The sequence below is a fragment of the Methanoplanus sp. FWC-SCC4 genome (genome assembly GCF_032878975.1).
GTDB lineage: Archaea > Halobacteriota > Methanomicrobia > Methanomicrobiales > Methanomicrobiaceae > Methanochimaera > Methanochimaera problematica.
Map to the genome: position 1 here is coordinate 217,492 of NZ_CP043875.1, position 23,038 is coordinate 240,529.

The 23,038-nt window shown below is 42.7% G+C and carries 23 protein-coding genes; 11 read left to right on the top strand and 12 right to left on the bottom strand.

Annotation, left to right across the window (positions count from 1 at the left end; genetic code table 11):
- Positions 1-32: 32 nt before the first annotated feature.
- Positions 33-911, bottom strand: a complete 879-nt coding sequence (galU, locus tag F1737_RS01015; protein WP_317136928.1) for a UTP--glucose-1-phosphate uridylyltransferase GalU — start codon at positions 909-911, stop codon at positions 33-35.
- 555 nt (positions 912-1,466) lie between these two features.
- On the opposite strand from galU, the gene F1737_RS01020 reads away from it, so the two are divergent.
- Together F1737_RS01020 and hisD are read left to right on the top strand one after the other, a co-directional pair.
- Positions 1,467-3,305 (top strand): hybrid sensor histidine kinase/response regulator, encoded by a 1,839-nt coding sequence (locus tag F1737_RS01020; protein ID WP_317136929.1) that lies wholly within the window; start codon positions 1,467-1,469, stop codon positions 3,303-3,305.
- A 77-nt stretch (positions 3,306-3,382) separates the two neighbouring features.
- Positions 3,383-4,630: a histidinol dehydrogenase gene (hisD, locus tag F1737_RS01025; protein WP_317136930.1), complete on the top strand. Its 1,248-nt coding sequence runs from the start codon at positions 3,383-3,385 to the stop codon at positions 4,628-4,630.
- Between the two features lie 5 nt (positions 4,631-4,635).
- On the opposite strand, the gene F1737_RS01030 is transcribed toward hisD, so the two are convergent.
- Positions 4,636-5,436 (bottom strand): hypothetical protein, encoded by an 801-nt coding sequence (locus tag F1737_RS01030; protein ID WP_317136931.1) that lies wholly within the window; start codon positions 5,434-5,436, stop codon positions 4,636-4,638.
- 123 nt (positions 5,437-5,559) lie between these two features.
- Between F1737_RS01030 and F1737_RS01035 the strand changes: the two genes are divergently transcribed.
- Entirely contained in the window at positions 5,560-6,687 is a 1,128-nt protein-coding gene (locus F1737_RS01035; RefSeq protein WP_317136932.1) for a PEGA domain-containing protein, read from the top strand.
- Positions 6,688-6,703: 16 nt separating this feature from the next.
- Here F1737_RS01035 and F1737_RS01040 read toward each other — a convergent pair whose 3' ends face one another.
- From F1737_RS01040 to F1737_RS01065, 6 genes are all read right to left on the bottom strand, one after another.
- Entirely contained in the window at positions 6,704-8,707 is a 2,004-nt protein-coding gene (locus F1737_RS01040) for a beta-propeller domain-containing protein (RefSeq protein ID WP_317136933.1), read from the bottom strand.
- Between the two features lie 168 nt (positions 8,708-8,875).
- Positions 8,876-9,475, bottom strand: coding sequence for a YIP1 family protein (locus F1737_RS01045; protein ID WP_317136934.1), 600 nt, complete (start codon positions 9,473-9,475; stop codon positions 8,876-8,878).
- A gap of 57 nt (positions 9,476-9,532) precedes the next feature.
- On the bottom strand, positions 9,533-10,567 hold the full coding sequence (locus tag F1737_RS01050; RefSeq protein WP_317136935.1) for an HD domain-containing protein: 1,035 nt from the start codon (positions 10,565-10,567) through the stop codon (positions 9,533-9,535).
- A 13-nt stretch (positions 10,568-10,580) separates the two neighbouring features.
- Positions 10,581-11,276: a glycosyltransferase gene (locus F1737_RS01055; RefSeq protein WP_317136936.1), complete on the bottom strand. Its 696-nt coding sequence runs from the start codon at positions 11,274-11,276 to the stop codon at positions 10,581-10,583.
- Positions 11,277-11,301: 25 nt separating this feature from the next.
- Positions 11,302-11,805 (bottom strand): DJ-1/PfpI family protein, encoded by a 504-nt coding sequence (locus F1737_RS01060; RefSeq protein WP_317136937.1) that lies wholly within the window; start codon positions 11,803-11,805, stop codon positions 11,302-11,304.
- A 56-nt stretch (positions 11,806-11,861) separates the two neighbouring features.
- Positions 11,862-12,089: a hypothetical protein gene (locus tag F1737_RS01065; RefSeq protein WP_317136938.1), complete on the bottom strand. Its 228-nt coding sequence runs from the start codon at positions 12,087-12,089 to the stop codon at positions 11,862-11,864.
- Between the two features lie 97 nt (positions 12,090-12,186).
- Here F1737_RS01065 and F1737_RS01070 point away from each other — a divergent pair, with 97 nt between their 5' ends.
- Positions 12,187-12,600, top strand: a complete 414-nt coding sequence (locus F1737_RS01070) for a PaaI family thioesterase (RefSeq protein ID WP_317136939.1) — start codon at positions 12,187-12,189, stop codon at positions 12,598-12,600.
- Positions 12,601-12,614: 14 nt separating this feature from the next.
- Here the strand turns inward: F1737_RS01070 and F1737_RS01075 are convergent, their stop codons facing one another.
- Positions 12,615-12,938, bottom strand: coding sequence for a hypothetical protein (locus F1737_RS01075; RefSeq protein WP_317136940.1), 324 nt, complete (start codon positions 12,936-12,938; stop codon positions 12,615-12,617).
- Between the two features lie 56 nt (positions 12,939-12,994).
- Between F1737_RS01075 and pyrG the strand changes: the two genes are divergently transcribed.
- The 7 genes from pyrG to F1737_RS01110 all read left to right on the top strand — a co-directional run bounded on the left by pyrG (position 12,995) and on the right by F1737_RS01110 (position 19,725).
- The gene (gene pyrG / locus F1737_RS01080; protein ID WP_317136941.1) at positions 12,995-14,587 is read left to right on the top strand and encodes a glutamine hydrolyzing CTP synthase; all 1,593 of its coding nucleotides are present in this window, start codon (positions 12,995-12,997) and stop codon (positions 14,585-14,587) included.
- A 42-nt stretch (positions 14,588-14,629) separates the two neighbouring features.
- Entirely contained in the window at positions 14,630-15,547 is a 918-nt protein-coding gene (gene guaA, locus F1737_RS01085; protein WP_317136942.1) for a glutamine-hydrolyzing GMP synthase, read from the top strand.
- A gap of 322 nt (positions 15,548-15,869) precedes the next feature.
- Positions 15,870-17,030 carry an aspartate aminotransferase family protein gene (locus tag F1737_RS01090; protein WP_317136943.1) on the top strand — a complete coding sequence of 387 codons (1,161 nt, stop codon included), beginning with the start codon at positions 15,870-15,872 and terminating at the stop codon, positions 17,028-17,030.
- On the top strand, positions 17,002-18,066 hold the full coding sequence (locus F1737_RS01095; RefSeq protein ID WP_317136944.1) for a pyridoxal phosphate-dependent aminotransferase: 1,065 nt from the start codon (positions 17,002-17,004) through the stop codon (positions 18,064-18,066). The genes F1737_RS01090 and F1737_RS01095 overlap by 29 nt, the downstream gene beginning before the upstream one ends.
- Positions 18,063-18,575: an adenylate kinase family protein gene (locus tag F1737_RS01100; RefSeq protein WP_317136945.1), complete on the top strand. Its 513-nt coding sequence runs from the start codon at positions 18,063-18,065 to the stop codon at positions 18,573-18,575. The genes F1737_RS01095 and F1737_RS01100 overlap by 4 nt, the downstream gene beginning before the upstream one ends.
- Positions 18,572-19,171, top strand: coding sequence for a CDP-alcohol phosphatidyltransferase family protein (locus tag F1737_RS01105; protein WP_317136946.1), 600 nt, complete (start codon positions 18,572-18,574; stop codon positions 19,169-19,171). The genes F1737_RS01100 and F1737_RS01105 overlap by 4 nt, the downstream gene beginning before the upstream one ends.
- A gap of 35 nt (positions 19,172-19,206) precedes the next feature.
- Complete coding sequence (locus F1737_RS01110; RefSeq protein ID WP_317136947.1) at positions 19,207-19,725, top strand: NifB/NifX family molybdenum-iron cluster-binding protein; 519 nt, start codon at positions 19,207-19,209, stop codon at positions 19,723-19,725.
- 172 nt (positions 19,726-19,897) lie between these two features.
- Here the strand turns inward: F1737_RS01110 and F1737_RS01115 are convergent, their stop codons facing one another.
- The 3 genes from F1737_RS01115 to cfbC are packed head-to-tail and all read right to left on the bottom strand — an operon-like array spanning position 19,898 to position 22,858.
- Positions 19,898-21,034 (bottom strand): nitrogenase component 1, encoded by a 1,137-nt coding sequence (locus F1737_RS01115; RefSeq protein ID WP_317136948.1) that lies wholly within the window; start codon positions 21,032-21,034, stop codon positions 19,898-19,900.
- On the bottom strand, positions 21,034-22,074 hold the full coding sequence (locus tag F1737_RS01120; RefSeq protein WP_317136949.1) for a nitrogenase component 1: 1,041 nt from the start codon (positions 22,072-22,074) through the stop codon (positions 21,034-21,036). Before F1737_RS01120 ends, F1737_RS01115 begins: the two co-directional genes overlap by 1 nt.
- A complete protein-coding gene (cfbC, locus tag F1737_RS01125; RefSeq protein WP_317136950.1) occupies positions 22,034-22,858 on the bottom strand; it encodes a Ni-sirohydrochlorin a,c-diamide reductive cyclase ATP-dependent reductase subunit in 825 nt (274 codons plus the stop codon). Before cfbC ends, F1737_RS01120 begins: the two co-directional genes overlap by 41 nt.
- Between the last annotated feature and the right edge of the window lie 180 nt (positions 22,859-23,038).

Here is a 23,038-nt window from a genome sequence, read left to right on the forward strand (position 1 = left end):
TGAACCTTTTTTGCAGTATTCTCTCTGAATTTTTATTTGGAAGATATTTTTAGAATATTCTGCATGTATTCCCTGACATCCGCTGAAATTTCAGGATCATCAAGTGAAAAGTCAATCAGGGTTTTCATAAACCCGAGTTTGTCGCCGGTATCATATCTTCTGCCTGAAAACGAGTATCCGTAAACGGTCTGAATGTCTTTTAAGAGTCTTATGCCGTCTGTAAGCTGTATCTCCCCGCCGACTCCGGTGCCGGCCTTTTTGATGCAGTCAAATATCTCCGGAGTAAATACGTACCTTCCGATTGCCCCGAGATTTGAAGGAGCATCTTTTGGATCCGGCTTTTCAACAATGTCTTCGAGATGGTAGAGTGAGCCGTCCACTTTTCTTCCGCAGATAATGCCGTAACTGCTGATTTTTTCATATGGCACCTCCTCAACGGCAATGACACTGCAACGGTATCTGTTGTATACGTCAATTAACTGTGCAGTGCACGGGCGGCTGTTTGTAATTATATCATCACCGAGGAGCACTGCAAAAGCTTCGTTTCCGATGTGTTTTTCAGCACGTAATATTGCATCCCCGAGTCCCAGGGGCTCTTTCTGCCGTATGTAGTGTATGTCAATCAGGGATGAGATGTCCCTTACAATCTCGAGCTCTCTTGTTTTGCCGTGCTTTTCAAGGTGCATCTCAAGTTCGGGGGAATCGTCAAAATAATCCTCTATTGCTCTTTTACCCCTTCCCGTTACAAGGATTAAATCCTCTATCCCTGAGCTTACCGCTTCCTCTATCACATACTGGATGACAGGTCTGTCAAGGAGGGGGAGCATCTCTTTTGGCATGGATTTTGTCGCCGGCAAAAACCTTGTTCCAAGCCCTGCAACAGGGATTACCGCTTTTTTAATCTGGTTCATTTAAAAGGCCTTCATTTTATGATGTCTGAAAGGAATTCAGAAACTCTATTTATTTTAATTTTGTTTTCATCTCTATAAACAGTTTTATCATGGCCGGTTTATTTGCGGGGCCTTGGTGAAATACAAAAACCTCTCTTGTAAAAAAAGTGTAAAAAATCTCAATATAATTCTCACTAAGTTGTCCTGACTCTTTTTAAAAGGGATGTCTACGCTGAAAATCAATAACTTATTCCCTTTCTGCGCTTCTATAACCGGGAGTGTCGTTTCATGCTCCTCTTAATATTTTAAAATTTATCAAAACAGTAACTGCTTCCTGATTAGTATTTTAAATATTAGGACATAATGCCCCTTTTTTAAATAATATACACGGTTTGAAATTAAATGTTAGTGAATATTTTATCATATTATGGTCGGGAATTGACAAATACGCAATTGCTATATTATCAGGGATGAAACCATTACCACTTAAAGAATCTGCAGGGATATAATACCTGGGATAGAAGTTTTTTGTGCTTTTATCCGTGGAGTATATAATAAAGCACAGGATTTGAGTTTATGTCCGGAGAGAATTATAGCATACTAATAGTCGAGGATGAAGCGATTTTAGCCATGGCTATTAAGAAGACGATACTCTCTTATGGTTATAGTGTTTCAGGGACTGCATTTGACTCAGAAGGTGCGATAAAACTTGCGATTGAAAAGAGACCTGATCTTATCTTAATGGACATAAATCTGAGGGGTGATCCGGACGGTATAATTACCGCAAAAAAAATAAATGAGATTGCAGACATCCCTGTTATTTTTCTGACAGCATACTCCGATGATGCAACAGTAAAACTTGCTCTTGAGACAAATCCTTACGGCTACATCACAAAACCGTTCAGAGAAGGCGATCTAAAAGCGGCAATAGAGGTGGCCCTTCAAAAGCACAGGCTTTGTAAACTTGAAAAAAATCTTTTTATCAGTGAAAAAAAGCTAAAAGAAGCCGCTGAAATACTTGAGCTCGGGTACTGGGAATATAATCACAAAACCGGGATGGAAGAGTGGTCTGACGAGGTTTACAAACTATTTGGAATTATAAAGGATTCACAGTTCATCGATTCTGAAAAATTTGTCAGTGTTATTCATCCTGATGACCGGCAGAGAGTAGTTGAAGCATTTGGTTTATCTGTTGAACTGAACAGACCCGGTTCTGTTGAATACAGAATAATCCGTTCTGACGGCAGCATAAGATATGTCAATTCAAAATGGACACATCATACTGACAAAGGCGGCAATATATACACATCCTTTGGTGTCTGTATTGACATCACAGAGAAGGTGATGGTCAACAGATCAATTAAGGAGAATGAAAAAAGACTCAGGCTTGCACTAAAAAGTTCGAAACAATGGCCCTGGGACTGGGACATAAAAAAGGATCTTGTCATTCATGATCCAAGTTTCTATAATAATTATGCATATAGAATAAAAAGCCCGATTTCATTTAAAGAGATCATAGAGATCATGATCCATCCCGATGATGCTGAAAGATTCAGAACAAAACTCAGCAGGTGTGCAAAAGGCAAGGCAAAAAGCATCATTGAAACATTCCGGATTAGGGATTTTGAAAGCAAAGGATGGATCTGGGTTACATGCAGGGGTGAGGTTGTCGAATGGGATGATTCAGGCAGTCCTTTGCGTATGGTCGGGATAAATCATGATGTCACAGAGCTTCAAAATGCCCAGATTGCTATAAGCGAGGCCAACAAAAAACTTAATCTGCTCTCATCCGTTACAAGGCATGACATCATAAACCAGATGATGGCCATAATCGGATATGAGGAGTTAATCGAAGAACTCGATGAGATACCAAAGGATTCGATGACATACGGGTATCTTCAGAAGGTATTTACCGCCTGTATGGAGATTCTTGAAAAAATCGAATTTACAAAGGATTACCAGGACTTAGGCATAGAAAAACCCTCCTGGTTTAATGTTGACAGGGTCTGCCGCAGTGTCCTTAAAAACCGCCTTTTTTCAGAGCTTGATGTTTCTGTTGACACAGGAACAATGGAGCTTTATGTCGATCCTATGTTTGAGAAGGTATTATACAACCTTTTTGAAAATGCAATCCGTCATGGTGGTGCAGAAAAAATCCGCGTAACTTCATACATTGCCGATGACGGAAAAGGTGTTCTGGTGGTTGAAGACAACGGGAACGGCGTTCCTGATTTTAAAAAGGATAAGATCTTTGATCAGGGCTACGGCTCAAATACCGGTTATGGCCTTTTCCTTGTAAAAGAGATCCTGGCAATTACAGGTATTGAGATCAAAGAGAGGGGAACAGAAGGAAAAGGTGCCCGCTTTGAGATAACCGCTCCTGTTGAGATGTACAGATCAGGGCAGGATTCCTGATAACCCTCAAAACCGGCTTTTTTTATTTTTCAGATACATTAATTCTCTCCTGAATCCAAATTTTTATACTGATTTTTATGTTAAAAGAGCTGGATGTAAACTCATGGGTTTTTGGCAGGCGTTCAAGTCTTGAAGGCGTGTATGACAGTGTATCGGATATTGTTGAAAACGTGCGCAAATCCGGTGACTCCGCCCTTTTTGAATATGCCAAAAAGTTTGACAGGGTCGAACTTGAAAGCCTGGCAGTAACAGAGGATGAGGTAGAGGCGGCATATGATGAAGTCGACGGACACCTTGTTGAAAATCTGATTGAAGCCGAGGCAAGAATCTCTGAGTTTCATGAACTCCAGAGAAGAAATGATCTCTGGCTGCGTGAAATCCAGCCGGGGATCACACTCGGGGTAAAGACAACACCACTTCAGAGAGTCGGTTGTTATGTTCCAGGAGGCCGTGCCTCATATCCGTCAACGGCTCTTATGACCGCTGTTCCGGCAAGGGTTGCGGGTGTCCGTGAAATCTGTGCATGCACCCCTCCGCCTGTAAACCCCCTGACTATTGTTGCATTTGATATTGCAGGTGTGTCTGAAATATACCGCGCTGGCGGTGCACAGGCAATAGCTGCAATGGCGCTTGGAACTGATTCCATAAAGCCTGTCCAGAAGATTGTCGGGCCAGGAAACGTATATGTAACCGCTGCAAAGATGATGCTCAGAGATCATGCTGAGATTGATTTCCCGGCAGGCCCGTCTGAGATTGGAATTATTGCGGATTCTTCTGCAAACCCTGAGTTCATTGCGGCTGACATACTTGCACAGGCGGAACATGACCCCAATGCAGCGTGTGTTCTTGTTACAACCGACAGAAGTCTGGCGGAAAGGGTTGACAAAGAGGTATCAAAGCTTCTCTTAAATGCTCCGAGAAACGAGATCATTGAAAAGGCTCTGGCACAGTCCGGTTTCGTAATTGCAGACAGTATGTCACAAGCAGTGTCCTTCATTGACGAGATTGCACCTGAACACCTTTCAATTCAGGTATCTGATTCACTCTCTGTATTAAACCGTGTCAGAAATGCAGGTTCGATATTTGTAGGGCCTTATGCACCTGTTGCATGCGGGGATTATGCATCCGGAACAAACCATGTTCTTCCGACAGCCGGGTACTCCAAAGTATACTCCGGATTAAACGTGGATCACTTCTGCAAGACCTCAACCGTTCAGATTATTGACAGGGAAGGGCTTGAGGATATTGGAGATATTGTTGAGACCCTCGCAGATGCCGAAGGTCTTCATGCACATGCGGAATCTGTGAGAATCCGCAGAAAATAAAATTTTTAAAAAAGATAATCATCTTTTTCTGATTTTTTGCTCCCGGAAAGATCAGGTGACTCTGAAAAGTCATCCCCGTAGTCTTCATCTAACTGCAAAGGTGGTTCTTTTGGTTTTATTTCTAAATTTTTTTCTTCTTTTGTAACTTCTGTCTCTAAAACATCAGAATCTTCATCCGGCAGGGATTTTTCAAAAAATTCATCAGGATTTACTTCAACACCAGTGTGCGATAATGCATCCTCACAACTTTCCTGAATATTCATGATGACGCTTCCAATCTCCCTAATAAGCCTCTGTTCTTCAGAACCTCCGGCAATCACGGTTTTGTCGCTGAAAATGCCGCAGTTGAGATTTTCAGATCTGCCTTTGAATTTTATTGACAGCTCCCTTTTCTTAAGCAAAAATGAGAGGATGACAAAAATTATTCCTATTGAAAATATTAGCGATATTCCGGAGATCTGGTTTTTCAAAATTGTGTCCAGAGTCTGGAATACGGACGGTGCCGGATTTAAAAATCCTGTGAATGAAGCGGCCATAAATAAAATGCCGATGCCTGCCAGATGCATTTCCGGCACTTTTTTTTCATATATTTCCACGCCTTTTATATCGTTAATTCTCATCTCCTGGATGAGCGACAAATTCCCGGATTTCGCAGATTTTTTTGTAAATCCGTATAATATCAGGCGTTTTGTTGTCAGTGCAATATTGAGTCCGGCGTTTTGTGGTTTTTTTAGAGTGAATCCTCCGTATTCCTGAACAATATTTTCATCCTGTGGGAGGTTTATAAAATCCGAAAGAGTAAACATTAAAAAAGTACTTGTTTGATAAAAATAAAAAAATGTCTTTTTGTAAATCTTACAATCCGGATATTATACAGGTAAATGTAAAAATTATTTTATGCAGTCATTTACAACTAACTCCCTATATTCATGAGAACACCACTGCTCGTAATTTCGGTACTGCTTTTTGTCTTTTCTTCAGGATGCACAGCCCCTGGTCTTTTTGAGGGAAGTATTGAGGCTGATTCCTACCCTGCTGGTGCTGAAGTATACCTTGACGGTGAATACAAGGGAACAACTCCCTGTGTAATCAACTCTGTCCGGTCCGGAGTCCATGAAATCGAACTCAGATACAATGATCCGAGATACCCGAATTTCAGGGACAATATTACAGTTGAATCCGGAAAAACTCTTGAATTTTATAAGGATTTGTCAGAAAATTCTGAAGTGAGGGTTTATGGCGGAATTAAAGGATCAGGAATATTTGCAGCAGGTGATGAGATCAGGGTTACTGGTTATTCACTTGGCGGGAGCACAGGGACGGAAATTTTGATAGTCTACAACAAAACCGGGGAAGAAGTATATAAATCCAAAGTTATTCTGTCCGGTGACGAGAGCTTTGATCACACTTTACAAACGGATGGTTTTAAAGCAGGAAAGTACACCGCAAGGGTACAGCACCCTGACGGATCGTATTTTGAACTTGGATTCGCAATAGAAGATGAAAAAGCTGAGAAAATAAGGATTTTAAATGGAATTGTAAAAAAATATTATGAAGAGCACACGTACCTTGAAAGCGAGGAGTTCATGTGTGCCGATATGGTTACTGACATCTGGAATATTATTGAAACAGCGGACATCAGGGCCGTAATTGCGGCAGGGAACATTGATGACTCCTCTGTTTCCCCAAACAAATACCAGCATGCCTGGGTTCTTGCAGAAACATCCCCCGGGCGCTGGACAGGTGTTGAGGCAACCGGCGGATACCTTGTCTTTGAAAATGACAATTATTTCAAAGGGCATTTTTTTGAAAACCCAAAGGACTTTAAGGATTATATCTACGAAAGAGAAAATTTCAACAGGCTCTCTGCCGAAATCGATGACATGGTGGAGGAATTCAACAGCAAATATCCGGACAGGTCCCTCTCTCCTGATGAATACAACCTTGCACTTGAAGAAAAAGCTCTGATTGAAGAGAAACAGTCCATCCTTGAATCGATGAAGTCATCTTTCAATGAAAAATATCAGGTAGAAACACGGAAAAAAGAGATTGTCTGAAATTTAGGAAAATTTTTCAGACATTGTATCCGTAAAAAACTTCCCCGTCTTTTGGGAGAATAATCTCGTTTATTTTCTGCTCCGGTTTTAACATACTGCTCATTATGATTCTCTCGTTAGATATTGTGTATATGACATTGTCCATGAAAAGTGATCTTTGGATCATATCATTTGTATACCAGTATGTATTCCCGGCTTTGCTCTGCTCAATCTTTCCTTTAAGTTCAAATCCTGAATCAGGATTTATTCCAAATACATAGGCGCCGTTCCATGTGCCTCTGCTGTATGAATCAGGGTATCTGCTGTTTTCAACCGGGATTTTGGTAACCTCATAAACAGGCAATACAAGGATATTTTTATGTATGTCAAATAAAAATGCCCTGTGGTCTCTTAAAACAGGCGATTCTGTCCCTGCCTCTCCGATTTCCACACTATCAACAAGTCCGGGGTTGTTCAGGTCGGTAACGTCAAACAGGGCTATCTTTAATCCCGCTGCACTGACTCCGCCCCATTTGTTCTCTTCTGTTGATCTTCCTATACCGATTATGTGGTTTTTATCATACGGGTGCAGGTAGTCAGAATATCCGGGGATTTTCAGTTCCCCGAGAATCCCCGGCTGTTTTGGGTTCGAAAGATCGATTACAAAGAATGGATCAATCTGCTTGAATGTTACAAGATAAAGGAGATCGCCCATGAAGCGTGCAGAGTATATCTTCTCGTCAGGTGCAATATATTCGAGTTTACCGATAATTTCAAGTCCGGGATTTAAGACATAGACATTATTGTACCTGTTCGGGCCTTCTCCTCCTGAAATATCAGTCGTTGTTGCAGCCCTCAGGTTTTTGTCATATTCATCCATAGACCACTGGTTTAACAGTCTCCCCGGCACCAGGCCTGTTGCAGCGTATTTTATGTCGCCCTTATCAACTGAGAATCTGTGTATCACAGTCTTTAGACGGATGTCTCCTGTATTGTCGGTTTCGCCTGTAAATACCGGCTCTTCATACGGGGTATGCCTTGAATACGCCATGTAGATGTTGTCTTTAGACATGTAGAAAGTATTACTCCAGCCCATCAGGAATGATTCTGACTGAGGTTTTGGATTTTTCAGGTCAAATGATGTGGCTGTGTACATGACATAGTTGTATTCCCCGATTGGAGGACACCAGATATCAGCCCTGTCTGCAACAACACCGTTCACCTTAACGGCGGGAATAAGGTTTTCCTCATATCTGTTAACAGATTTTTGGGTAATGGCATAAACAAAATTACCTATCATTCTTGCATTCTCATAATCTCCCGGGAGTTCGATTGTATAAAGAATTTCAGGATTTTTCCTGTCTTTTATATTGTAGATCCAGGCGTTTGTATTGATATTTGTAAACAGCACAGGTGCGGCACTCCCTTTTGGTGTTCTCCACTCTTCCGTTCTGTTCTCTCCGAAGACAACAAGCCTGTCGTTATTTAAAAATATGTCATGTGCCCTTATTCCCTCAATCCTTCCGTCAAAAACAATCTCCGCATCTTTTGCAGGGTAGGCATCGGTAATTATCAGATGTTTATTTTTCACAATGTAGATGTATTTGTTGTCGTTTTTGACAAAGTCGGCCTCATCTACATCTTCAACCTGAATGTTGGTTGTGGAATAATCAGAAGCATATTCACTATCCGGTATAACAACCGGTGCTGATGTGGGCACTAATGTGGGTGCGGGCGTTACGGGTGGTGCCTCCATCGGGACAGGAGCCGTATCGCCCGTTGCATAAACCACTTCCTGTGATTTCTGGGTTGTCAGAAAGCCCCCGCCGAGATAATCCAGCGGAGAATATTCGTGTTTTTTCTGGTATGTGTTCAGAAAGCTTTCAAGTTCCTCTTCGGTTGATACTTTGATTATTTCATCTGAATCATATGCCGGATCACCCTCGTAAAAGAAGATGGCGTAGGCAAATATGCCTGCAACGATTGCAGCCCCGATAACAATCAGTGATATAAAAATTTTGAAATGTGTATCCTCATCCATTTTTAAAATCCCCCTTTGATTTCAATAATATGGATTATATTGATTTACAGGTATAATTATTTGGCTTTGACTTTCAAAATTTTTGAAGTTATATTGCTGTTCATATCTTCGGCTGCACTTTAAAACAAAGAAAAAAGATTTTCCTGAAATGATCCGGGAAAAAATTTTTTAAGGGAGATTTAAAGTTAAAAATTCATCCAATGGAACAGGAGCCGGCATTAATGTAAATGAAATGAAAAGGCAGAGGAAGATAATGTACGGCATAATCATTGCAATTACGGCACGCCCTGTGGATATTTCGTGAAGTTCCCTTATCGCAAGTATTTCAAGAATAAGTGCCCATAGTCCTGTTAACAGTCCGATTATTGGAATCCATCCGAATATGTAAGTCGGCGTGCCTCCATAAACAATTACTTTAAGTGTTTCAAAAAGACCTCTTTTTCCTTCCACAATTATTACAAAAATCTGGAGGAACAGGGTGTTTATAATCAAACTACCCCAGATTATCGCATATATTATCAGAAAAATTTCTATCAGGCCGAAACCTGCCAGAAATGAAAAACTCCTGAGGGTATCCAGGTTGTAGAATGTTGTTATTGCAAATCCAAATGAATAAATAAAAATTATTATGGCAGAATAAAGAAGAGTCTCCATAGGTGTCCTCTTACGGAGATTCTTAAGTGAAGGGACGGGTTTTAAGATTAAACCTTTAATATCCCCTAGAATAATCCCTGTTGATCTTTTTATTTTATCAAATGTTTCCTGCATATTCAACTGCATTATTCATTAGTAAAAGGATGATATAAAACCTGATTCTCTTTCCACTTAGAAAAACTGGTTGATGCTTTTCTGATTTGGAATATGTTTTTGAGGTTTTGGGGTTGCCCTTTCCTTTGGCTCATTTGCGGATTTATACACATACCCTTCAATCCTTTTTCCCCATGTGCTTGTGCCTTTTGGCACCTGCTCAAGATCTGATTTTACTTCATGAATGGTTGCACTGATATTGTCGGCAAAGTGAACGGCCCATGCTTCCGGTGTCTGTGGCCGTATATCACCGTAATCCCCGTGATGTGACTGTATGATATGCATGAGCTCCCCGAAAGTTTCTTTGTCGGTAAAAGCCTCATACCTTGACAACATCTGCAATGCGGGAGTAATGTGTCCTAGAAGAGAATAAAGGGAATTTGCCTGGAATGAGAGTCCCTTTCTGTCAAAATTCATGCACTTGCCGATGTCGTGGAGAATTGCGCCTGCAATCAGGATATCTCTGTTAAGGTTGGAACCGGATATTCCCTCTGATATTGAAACTGATATTTTTGCAACCTCAAGGGTGTGCTCGCAGAGTCCGCCCGGGTAATCATGGTGTTTTGATTTTGCCGCCGGTTTTTCAAAGAAACCGTCTGTTTTTTTGAGTACAGAAATGACTATGTTCCTTAGTCCCTCATCTGATATTGATTCGGACAGATGAAGGATCTCCTTTTTGTTTCCTTCAATGTCTGCTGGTGAGAACAAGAAGTCGCCTTCATTTATCCCTTTGCTTTCGGCAGGATTTTTAAGATATTCGATTCCTTCGTTTATGCTGACATAGATCTCTTCATTGTAGGAGTCGGCCTTCCCGGAAATTCTGAATACACAGCCCGCATTTTCAAAAAGGGATTTGTATATATATTCAATCTCCTGGTCTCCTCCGTTGTACCTCCCCCATATCTTGCATGGGATCTTTCCTGTGCTGTCTGAGAGGGTGCAGGTGAGGTATTTTCCTTTTTTGCCTGTTTTAAGGTCGGCATTCTCTATTAAAAAAAGTGAATCCACTCTGTTATCAGGTTTTACATCCCTTACGAATAGGTTTTTTTTCATGCCATTTCCCGCATTATCCAAATCTGATTTTTACAAGATTGTATATCATTTTAATTCCGTCCCCTCCTCCGACATGAGAGAGTTCCATATCGTTCCAGCTGATTGGAACTTCATGAATTTTACATCCTGCCTTTTTCATGCACCACAATATCTCGACATCAAACTCAAATCCCCTGGAAGTAACATCCGGCAGAATTCTGTCAAGAGATTTTTTTCTAAAAACCTTTGCGCCGCATTGTGTATCCCTATACGGAAGAGAGAAGAGCACCCTTATTGCAAGATTGAAAATTCTGCTCTGAATCCGCCTTGAAAGTGACTGTTTTACCGAAACCTTTGATTCGGGAAGCCACCTTGATCCAATAACGCAGTCATAACGGTCAAGCCCTGAGAAGAGACGCTTTAATTCGGAAACAGAAGTCGAACCGTCTGCATCTACAAAACCTGCATAATCGGTCTCAGCCGCCTTTATCCCTTCAATTATCCCTCCGCCTTTTCCAAGGCGTGTATTTGATCTGATTATCTTTATTTTCAGTCCGGGATTTTCTTCTCCGAATTTTTTTACAATTTCATCTGTTTTGTCGGTTCCGTCACAGACAAAGATGAACCGGCCGCCAAACAGGAGGGCCTCATCAAGAAATCTGAGAATTCTCTTCTCTTCGTTGTAGGCCGGTACAACAATTGTGCAGTTTTCTTCAGGGATATTGTCCATATAAATTTCGAAACTCTGGTTTTATTCAGCAGGTTAATTTCTCAATTATGGTCTCTGCAAACTCTGCTGATGCGGTAGGGTGGTTTGCAGTAATTATATTCATATCTGCAACAACCCCTATCTTTACGTAATTGGCACCGCCCTCTTCTAGCAGTTTGAGAGTTGCCGGTGACTCAAATACGGTTGCCTGCCGTCCTTTTAACAGACCTGCCCTTGCAAGCACTACAGGTGCCAGGCATATTGCTGCTGTCACTTTTCCTGATTTTCCAAACTTTTCTGTAAGCTCTTTTAAGTCGTCGTCAGACCACAGGAAGTCAGATGCTCCAAGACCCCCGACAATCACAAGTGCATCATAGGAGGTTTCATCAGCATCACGTATTGCAATATCTGCATTCTGAATTCCCCCCATAATGCCGTAGCACTCACCTGATTCGACAGATGCAACCTCATATTCAATTCCCGCTTCCTCAAACATTTTTGCGGGGATTTCAAATTCTTCTTCACGGTATCTCTTTGGTGCAATAACCATCAGAATTTTCATGAGTAAAATAGTGGATTTGGATTTGCAATAATATTACTGATATATTACCGGTGATTCCCCAGGTGAACGCAAAGATCTGTACCGGGTTTGTACCTGTCTGCAATTTTTAGGGCGACATCTCTTAGAGCATTATGTTCTGCTCTGCATGATTTTGGTATATCCTCTTTTCGCAGAATTTTAGAGGTATTTTCAGTAACCTGTATGAGCTCTGTTGCAATGACTGCATTTAACCAGAGCATATCCCTCATCATCTGCTTTTCTTCTTCATCCATGAAATGAATTCATCATAAAGTCCGATAAAACCTTTTGATTTTGCAAATTATACCGGTTTTATAATATCCTGAGAGAAACCAGGAATATGAATATAATATGTCATATCCGGATGAAGTTTTAAAAAAAGGGCGTCTGGCCAATCCCTATTTTTGCCTGATGGGAATTGATCCTATAAGTTTTGGGGACGGCGGCTGTGTCCTTTTGATGGATGTAAGGGCTGATATGCTAAACGGTGCCGGCTGGCTTCAGGGCGGCATATATGTGTCACTTGCAGATGAGGCTATGGCGCTTGCAATATCAACAATACTTAATGCCGGTGAGGGTATTGCAACAATATCGGAAACAACGTCATTTCTGCGTGGCGTTAACACCGGAAAAATATGCGCAAAGGCATCGGTAGTACGGCGCGGGCGTAAAATAATATTTGCCGAGGGCATTGTTTTTCAAAAAGATGATGAATCGAAGGTTCTCTCAAAGACTACAGCTTCTTTTGCTGTTGTCAAGAGATAAACCAGTTCCCTGACTTATTTTTTGCTGACTTCAATTACTTTATCATCGCTTTTGGCACTGATGCCTGAAATCTCAGCACTGGCAGATGCATGAAACATTCCGAATGTTAAAGGCACTTTTCCGGTTACTGATGCAAATCCGTTTTCATCTGTTACTTCTGTTTCGTATTCATTCCAACCCTCAGCCTGATTCTCATTTTTTAAGAGTAAAATGTAACAGGCACGGACCCTGGGGGTTTTCTTCTCTGTTTTATAAAAATCCCTGTCCGGTGCTGTAAAAGAGTTTTTAATATATTTTTTTGAGTGTATTTTTTTGTAAGAATTTTCTCTATCAACCAATTTATTTCCTTTCAAAAACAAAGTGATCTGTATATTTTATCTTTGGAGAGGGTGTCTTGAAATACGTAGTCGTTACAGGCGGTGTGATGAGTGGTCTTGGAAAAGGCATTACAACCGCATCTATTGGAAGAATTTTAAAGAACAGAGGGTATCGGGTAACTGCTGTAAAAATAGATCCATACCTCAACATTGATGCCGGCACAATGAACCCCGCACAGCACGGGGAAGTATTTGTCTTAAAAGACGGCGGAGAAGTGGATCTTGATCTTGGAAATTATGAGCGTTTCCTGGACATCAATCTGACATCTGATCACAATATCACAACCGGAAAGGTCTATCAGACTGTCATTGAGAAGGAAAGGCACGGAGACTATCTTGGCGGCACTGTCCAGATTATCCCGCACATAACTGATCAGATAAAGGAGTACATAAAAAACGCTGCCGAAAATTACGTAGAAGACGGTAACGGAAACGGCAAAAAAGCGGATGTCTGCCTCGTTGAAGTGGGAGGAACAGTTGGAGATATTGAGAGCATGCCCTTTTTGGAAGCAGTACGCCAGATGGTCGGAGAACTCCCCAAAAATGACATGGCACTCGTTCATGTGACACTTGTCCCGAGTGACAACATGGGAGATCACAAGACAAAACCGACACAGCATTCAGTAAAAGTCCTTCGTGAACTTGGCCTTCACCCTGACGTCATAGTCGGCAGAAGTGACATTGTGATGAAATCCGGAACCAAAAAAAAGATCTCGGATTTCTGTGGAGTATCTCCAAAAGCTGTAATTTCCGCGGCAACTGCAAAGGATATCTATGAAGTTCCGATGGAGCTTGAAAAGGAAGGTCTTGCAGATGTGATTGCCGATCTCCTCTCTTTAAAGAAAGTTGAGGCAGACAATGAATGGTACAGAATTGTCAGCCGCGAGTACACTAAGAGGGCAACTGTTGCAATAGTTACAAAATACGGAATAGAGGATGTATATATCTCAATAAAAGAAGCCCTCAGGCATGCCGGCAGAAATCTCTCAACCGAGGTTGAAATCCGCTGGATCGATGCAGAAGACTATGAAGACAAAGACCTTGAAGACGTGGACGGAATACTTATCCCGGGCGGATTCGGGCCACGCGGAATTGAGGGAAAAATCCGTGCAATAAAATTTGCGAGGGAAAACAACAAGCCTTTCTTAGGTTTATGCCTCGGTTTCCAGCTTGCAGTAATCGAATACTGCAGGGGTGTTTTAGGATGGGCAGATGCAACATCCGAAGAGATGGGTGAAGGCCGGCATGTAATTGCCATACTCCCCGAACAGGAGGATGTCACCGATCTCGGAGGCACAATGAGGCTTGGAGACTGCGAAATTGATCTAAAGCCGGACACAAAGATTGCAAAGCTTTACGGTAAGAAGAGTGTTGTTGAACGCCACCGTCACCGTTACGAAGTAAATCCAACATATATCGCAGATATTGAAAAGGCAGGTCTTGTATTTTCAGGAGCCTGCAAAAACAGGATGGAAGCATGTGAGATTCCGAAAAACACCTTCTTCCTTGCAACACAGTCCCATCCTGAGTTCAAGTCGACACCGACACACCCGTCACCTCCGTACCTTGGATTTGTTGAGGCATGTGCAAATCAGAGAAAAAACGAGTAAAGACAATTATTAAAAATTGAGAATTCCCTGGAGAATAAAAAGATGGTAAACACAGAGAAGTTTATTGCAAAAGCAATTGAGGAGATCAAAGAAAAGTCAAACGGCAAAAAAGTTGTCATGGCACTTTCCGGAGGGGTTGACTCATCCGTATGTGCAGAGCTTGCAAAACGTGCAATCGATGACAATTTAAAACCAATCTATGTCGATACAGGTCTTATGAGGAAAGGCGAGACTGAGAGGATTAAGGAACTCTTCTCAGATCTTGAACTTGATGTAATCGATGCAGGTGAGGAATTTTTCGAGGCATTAAAAGGTGTCGTTGACCCTGAAGAGAAGAGAAAGGTAATCGGTGAGAAGTTCATCCGCATCTTTGAGCGTGAAGCGAAAAAAACAGGTGCGGAGTATCTCCTCCAGGGAACAATATACCCTGACATCATCGAAAGCGAGGGCGGAATTAAAAGCCATCACAATGTCGGCGGTCTCCCCTATGACATCAAATTTGAAGGATTAATTGAGCCTTTAATTGATCTCTACAAGGATGAGGTAAGGGACGTTGCAGGGGCCCTTGAGATGCCTGTTGAGATTCAGCACAGAATGCCTTTCCCGGGCCCCGGTCTTGCTGTCCGCTGTCTTGGTGAGGTAACACCTGATAAGATTGCAGTAATCCGCGAGGCAAATGCTATTGCGGAAGAGGAGCTTGTTGAGAAGTTTCAGCCCTGGCAGTGCTTTGCAGCCCTGATAGGACTTGGCACAGGAGTCAAGGGAGATGTCCGTCTTCACGGGTGGATTATAGCTGTTCGTGCCGTTTACTCCCGTGATGCAATGACAGCAGAGCCTGTTGAAATTCCGTGGGAAACAATGCACAAAATAGCATCACGCATCACCTCCGAAATCCCCGAGGTTGCACGTGTGGTATATGATATCACTCCAAAGCCTCCGGCAACAATTGAATACGAGTGATATTCTTTAAAGGCTTTAGGGGATAATTTTCTGAATAAAAAATTCAGATTTTCTTTTATGCCTTACAAAATCTTATAATCAGTCAAAACCGGCAATAATCCAGATTAAGCCGGTTAACTGGTGCAAAAATAATCTCTGGATATATTGTGCCCCCCCTGGTTATCTTAAATGGTGGGTTTGGTTACCTTCTGATTTTTTTGCATCATACAGATAATCCGGCATGAAAACAGTGGATGCTTTTCGCTTGGTGAATGTTTTTATGCCCAAAATATAATTTAAAATGCTTATAAAATATTTATAGAAATTTCAGAAGTGGATTTAAATGGGAAATTATCAAAACTCCGTGAATACAAAGGATCTTGACAGCCGCTACTTCATGCAGGCTTTCGGGCGTGACCAAAAAATTGTAAAGGGAGAGGGCAGTTATGTCTGGGACGAATCCGGGAAGAAGTACCTTGACTGCGTTGCGGGAATTGCAGTATGCAGTACCGGACACTGCCACCCGAAAGTCGTCGAAGCTGTATGCAGGCAGGCAAAAGAGCTGATACACATTTCAAATCTGTTTTATGTCCCCAACCAGGCAGAACTTGCAGAAAAAATGGTTGAGATATCCGGTCTTAAGGGCGGCCGTGCTTTCTTTTCAAACTCCGGTGCCGAGGCAAACGAGGGAGCGATAAAGCTTGCAAGAATCATAACCGGGAAAAAGAAGTTTGTCGCCTTTGTAGACGGCTTTCACGGAAGAACATGCGGTTCACTTGCTGTAACATACAAACCTGCAATAAGGGAACCCTTTGAACCTCTCGAGCCGGAATGCACATTTGTTGAATACGGTGACTTAAAGGCCTTAAAAGAGGCGGTTGACGATGACACCGCAGGTGTTTTTGTGGAAGGAGTGCAGGGCGAGGCAGGAATTGTTCCCGCTCCCGAGGGCTTTTACGAGGGCGTCCGTAAGATATGTGATGAAAAGGGTGCTCTTATGATCTGTGACGAGGTGCAGACAGGAATGGGAAGGACTGGAAAATGGTTCTTCTACCAGAATACATCCGTAACACCTGACATTGTCACAATTGCAAAGGGTATTGCAAGCGGTCTCCCGATGGGTGCACTGGTTGCGGCAGAAGGCATCTCCTTTAAGGCAAGTGAACACGGAAGCACATTTGCCGGTGGTCCCCTTGTATGCGCTGCAGCCCTTTCCACAATTGATATAATAGAGGAAATTCTCCCATCTGTAAGCGAAAAGGGAGATAGGTTTGCAAAAGGACTCTCTGCACACAATCCCCGCTTCTGCGGTCTTATGATTGGAATCCCTGTCGGAGAGGAGAAGTGTAAGGACGTATATGAAGAGTGCAGAAGAAACGGTGTCATTGTAAACTGTGCATCACACGGTACAATCCGCCTCGTACCGCCGCTTACTATTTCAGATGAGGAGATAGACAAAGCAGTGGAGGTCATCAATGCGGCAATTGATAAGACAGATCTTTAAAAGTGAAGGCTATGTATTTGCAACGAAAGCTGCGGATATATCAAAAAAAGCCGGGTATTTAAAGCCGGCGAGACTTGCAAGCAATGAAAATCCCTCGGCTCCCTCAAAAAAGGCATTAAAACAGGCTGAAGAAGCTCTCTATTCAGGGAACCGTTACCCGGACGAGTCCGGAAGGGCCCTAAAGGATGCACTTGTTTCATATCACGGTGACTACCGGTTTGTGACAGGTGTCGGGATGGACGGTGTCATTGAAAATGTCATACGGACAATTGTGGAATGCGGGGACAAAGTGGTTGTAAGCACACCCACTTTTTCATTCTACAGACTCGCAGTTGAAGCCCAGGGAGGGGTTGTTGAAAACATAAAAAGGCGTGATGATTTCTCTGTTGATACAGATGAATTCATAAAAGCCTGCAAAGGTGCAAAGCTTGCATTCCTGTGCAGTCCGAACAACCCGACAGGAACAGTCACTCCCGTCCCTGATATTGAAAAGATACTCTCATCAATTGACGGAATTTTGTTTCTCGACAACGCCTACATTGACTTCTGTGACACAGACTACCGTTTGCTGATGAAAAATCACGACAATCTGATAATCGGCATGACAATGTCAAAGGCATTTGCGCTTGCCGGTATGAGAGTCGGCTATGCCTTTGTGCCTGAGTGGTACGAACCATATTACATCCGTGCACAGACTCCTTTCAACCTGAACTGCGTCTCTATGGCAGCGGCAACAGGTGCACTGCTTGACGGGGAATATGTCAGTGACTATGTCAGTGAGGTATCAGAGTGGCGTGAGAGATTCATAAATGAATCAGGGTACCCTGTGTGTCAGAGCGGCGCAAACTTTGTAATGATTGATGTCTCACCGATGACTGGTGACGAGGCGGTAGAGAAACTTGCAGGTCTCGGTGTTATCGTCCGGTCGTGCGTAAGTTTTCCCATGCTCGGTGACAGCTATATCCGTGTAAGCATCGGGGAGCCCTGGGAGAATGAGATGTTTCTAAAAGCAGTAAAAGAGATCAAAAATCCATGATGATCTGCATTTCAGGAATACCCGGTACCGGTAAATCAACTCTGGCGGATGAACTCAAAAAAAGAGGATACAATATTGTCCGGCAGAACGATACGGTAAAAGACTTTATCGTATCAGATGATGAAGAAAGGGATACAAAAATTATTGATGAGGAAAAATGGGTATCTTCATTCAAACCATTTGAGGGGATAATCGAAGGGCACCTGACTCACCTTCTGCCCTGCGATCTTGTGGTGATACTAAGGTGCAGGCCTGACATCCTAAAGGAACGTCTGCAACATCGTGGATATTCACAGGAGAAGGTTATGGAGAATGTGGAGGCTGAAGCCCTTGATGTCTCCTTAATCGAGGCTCTCGAATACCATGAACCCTGCAAAATATTAGAAATAGACACGACAAATGAATCTGTCGATATTATTGCAACAGAGATCGGGGATTTTATGCAGGGTAAAATACCACCTTCTCATGGAAAAACCGACTGGTCAGAATATTTTGGAATGATCATATGACACTTGACAATTATCGCCCTCATGTAGCAGGGATAATAAAACCAATAGTAAAGGTATGCGTAAAACTGCATCTGACTCCCAATGCAAGCACAATAATTGCTTTCATTGCCGCAGCAGCCGCAGGTTACGCCTTTTATCAGAGTAATATCCTTATGGGTGTGATTTTTGTCTTTCTTAATGCATTTTTTGACGCAATTGACGGAGCGATTGCCAGGGAGATGAATATTGCAACTCCCGGCGGTGATTTCCTGGACCATGTCATTGACAGGTATGCCGATATTTTTATCATATGCGGTATATTTGCAGGTCCTCTTGCTCCCTGGCCTATCGGTGTCTTTGCGCTCACCGGTGTTCTCATGTCCTCCTACCTCGGCACCCAGGCACAGGCTGTTGGTGTCGGCAGGTTTTATGGAGGTATTTTAGGACGGGCGGATCGCCTTGTTCTTTTAATTGCAGCCGGAATTATTGATTTAATTGTAGCCGGCGGAATCTACGGCATGAGTTTCCTTGGATGGCTTCTGGTTGTCTTTGGTGTTCTGGGGCACTTCACGGCAGCACAGAGGTTTGCTCATGTCTGGAAAGAACTGAAAAAATAATTCATTTAATTTTTTAGGCAGTTTGGGGTTTTCTGATGATAAAAAGAGTGGTTGTTGCCGGCAGGGGTTCTGGTGGTTTTGACGATACTGTATCGCCTTTTTTTGGCAGATGCAGCAGTTTTTGTGTTGTTGATATTGGATCAGGCGGAATTGCAACACACCTTACTATTCCAAACGAGGCAAGTGACATTCCGGGAAGTGCAGGGGTTGTTGCTGCAGGAAATGTCATAGACTTTGGTGTGGATGCCGTTGTTGCCGGAGATTTTGGCGCAGGCTCGACAAAGGTTTTTCAAAAGGCCGGTGTGAAGCAGTATATCCTTAAGGATATTCTGATAAAAGAGGCGATTGAAAAAGTGATTTCAGGGGGAGTTGAATGTGTGGACTCCGGAGAAATAATTGCCTCACAAAAATACGGTATGGGGAGAAATAAAAGGAAAGCCCCTGAAAAATCCTTGTCCGGTTTTTTTATATGCAGCAGGTGCGGGTGCTCAATGCCAAAAAAGGATGGAGTTTTGGAGATGGAATGCCCAAACTGTGGCAATAATATGAGCTAAAATTTCTCAATTCCTAAAAATTTTGTTGTATTTTCTTTTTTGTATTTTTTTTATATTTAGCCAAAAAATCCTCTTTCCAGTATTTGCTCCAAATCCTCTGCCCGGGAATCCGGGTATCGGTTTTTTAAAGATACCCTGATTTTTAGAAGAATCGGTGGGATAAAAGGTTCAGTCAGCTTTTCTTGTTTAGGGAATTTATGACTGATTCCGTAAACGAAAGTGCCCCTTCGATCCCTGCAAATGGTCTGTTGTGAAGCATGACTTTGTGCCTTATGGGAAATGTCATCTCAACAAATGGGATGTCCGGAGATACTGCATATTCAAAGGATGAGCCTATGATAAGATCAGGTCTTTCATTTAGGATGCGTTCTTTAGTCTCTTGCATGTCCGTTATCTTTTTTGAAGGAAAATCAGTGTTTTCAGGTTCCCCGTTTCTTACTCCTGCAAATATTATGTTGGCATCAAATGTATTCTTCAGATGTTCTGCCGCAAATTCAACATATGATTCTGTCCCGAAGATCATAACATCCGGAGGGTCAGATTTTCGCAAATATTTGCTCCCTGCCTTCGTGATAACTTCATCAGCCTCTTCTGCCTCCTCAAAAATTTTACCTGCATCTTTGTCAGGGAAGAGTTCTGAAATTTTTGAAAATGAATCTGTGACATTATCAATCCCGAGAATGCTGAGATTAAGATCATCTGAATTATGATATTTTTGGTGTGAATAATCGGGGTTTACTGATACCGAGTATGGAGACGGATTTCTTACAGACTCTAAAGTGTCCCTGCAAAATGTGGCTGCAACAGGTATTTTGCACAGATCAAGAAGTCTTTTAGCCTCGATTAAATTACCCCGGTGAAACGGATCAAGTGAGCATATGCCGTCAATGTTTATCCCTTCCCTCCCGTGATCTGTTTTTATGTCAAGCTTTGATAATGCGTAATCCCGGCCGGAATCAAAGTCACCTGAAAATCCCGCGGGATCAATTGCAATAACGTCAAAATCAGAGAGAATTCCCGAAATATCCTCCCCCATAACCGAAGGAACGCATGTGTTTATGACGGCAATTTTTGAATACATGCATGAAAGGCTGTCGACGACTTCAAGCAGTCTGTCTTCTGCCCCGAATATGACCTCATCCTGGATAAGAAACGTGCTGTGCAAAGAGTCCGGAACCGCCATATCAGCATAAAAGTAGCATCCCGAAGATCCGTGAATAACGACACCGACATCTGTTAAACCTGCAAGTGCGGATGCTGCACCTGTCATTGCGCACGGCCATACGGGATTTATGCAGGGTTTTGACATTATAAAAATCTCCTCCACTGGTGAAGCATTCGCCCAACACCTGTTGTTCCTATCGGTGTGTAAAACGGAATAGGAATAACTGTCCCGTCAGGGTCAAGTATTATCCCTGTTTTCTTTGCGATCTCGTAGAGGAGTCCTGCCTCTGCCTTTTGAAACCCGAAAGAGTCGAAATACACTTTCTCACCCTTAAGGTCTGAAAAATCCTCACATAGCCGGTTTTGATTTTCATATTCCTCTGAAACGGCATTTGAGGGATCAATATTGAGAATATCCGCGACCTCCTCTAAAAATTCAATTGTCCCCGAAAGCCCGTATGGAAATGACCGGATGCACGGCGCATTTGTAACCAAAGCAAAGTGTTTTGAGAGTTCCCCTGTTGTGTCATCCCTTATTATATTCAGGCACCCTCTGCCTGTCTTTTTAATATCATCAGGGGTTATGTTTCTTGCAAACCTTACATTCACCCCAAGACCGAGAAGGGAGAGAAGCCGCTTTATTTCGGCAAAATTTTCATCAACCTCATATTCGAGATTCTTCTCTCCGATGATGTTTACCAGGGGGTGCTTTGATTCCCCTGATTTTTCAATAAGGCAGGATGTCTCCTTTAAGGCGGTTATGTATCCTTTTTCAAACGATCCCCCGAGAAAGCCGGAAGTGTGGACTGGAATGACAGGGACTCCCCAGTCATTTGAGCATATTTTGTCTACATCATCGCCGATTGTCTCGCATATGCATGATGTGATGACAAACACAGCCCCGGGATTGTATTCAAGGGAATCCTTTATCGTGTTTTTTAGTTTTTCTTCCCCGCCGAAAATTATCTCATTCTCCTGCATTCCGCTTGAGATAATTTCAGGTATGTCAAAGCACCCGTTGTAGAGCATCGTCGACTGAAAAAGAGATGATGCCTGGTGTGCACATCCGTCGGGGCCGTGCACTATTGTTGCCGCATTATTGACAAATGCACATACCGAAAGGGCTCCTGTGACAGTGCAGCCTTCAAGCCTTGATATATTTTTGTGCGAGGGATTCGAGTTCATCCATTGTGAGTGGAGTAGGCTGTTTTTCAGGGTCAGGTTTATTGTTCATTATTTTGTCTGCAAGACGCCTGTAAACTCCTGCCTGTTCCGATTCGGGAGCGTATTCAAGGACTGTTCTTTTGCTGACCTCTGCAACCCTTACTATCTGGTTTCTGGGTATGAATTCAATAAGTTCCGAGTTAATCAGTCTTGCAAACTCAGATACGAGTTCGTATTCACCCTCAATATTTGCAGAGTTGCAGATGACCCCTCCGAGTGTGCATCGTGCCTTTGATCTGCGGGAGAGTCTTGCGATTGCCTTGCAGATGTTGTTTGCAGCGTAAAGAGCCATGAAGTCCCCTGATGTCACAAGATACACTTCCTGTGCATATCCCTCACGCATCGGCATTGCAAATCCTCCGCAGACGACATCCCCGAGCACATCGTAGACAATGATATCACCGTAGAGTGCATCAAGCTTTTCGAGAAGCTGGAATGTTGCGATAATCCCCCTGCCTGCACAGCCGACCCCCGGTTCGGGTCCTCCCGCCTCAACGCATCTAATCCCGTTATAACCGGTATAGACCACATCATCTGTTGAAAGGCTGCTCTCACCCTTTTCACGTACGAGATCAAGAACGGTCGGAATCCATTCGCCGCGCATCAGCATGCGTGTGCTGTCGTGTTTTGGATCACAGCCGATTTGCATTATATCCAGTTTTTTTTCTGAAAGCGCAGCGGAGAGGTTTGCCGACGTTGTCGATTTCCCTATCCCTCCCTTGCCATAGAGCGCTATTTGTTTCATTACCATGATATTTGGTTTTGTGTGGTTATTAGGGTGATTGTGATTTTTGCTGTTTTAAAGTTTAGACGGACAGCTGATTTGATTCAGTGTTGGATGGATAAAGGGAACCCGCCTTTGGATAAAGGATATAAATATTGGCTGTATTATAATTTCCATTATGTGGGGGGCTGGTGAATTTTT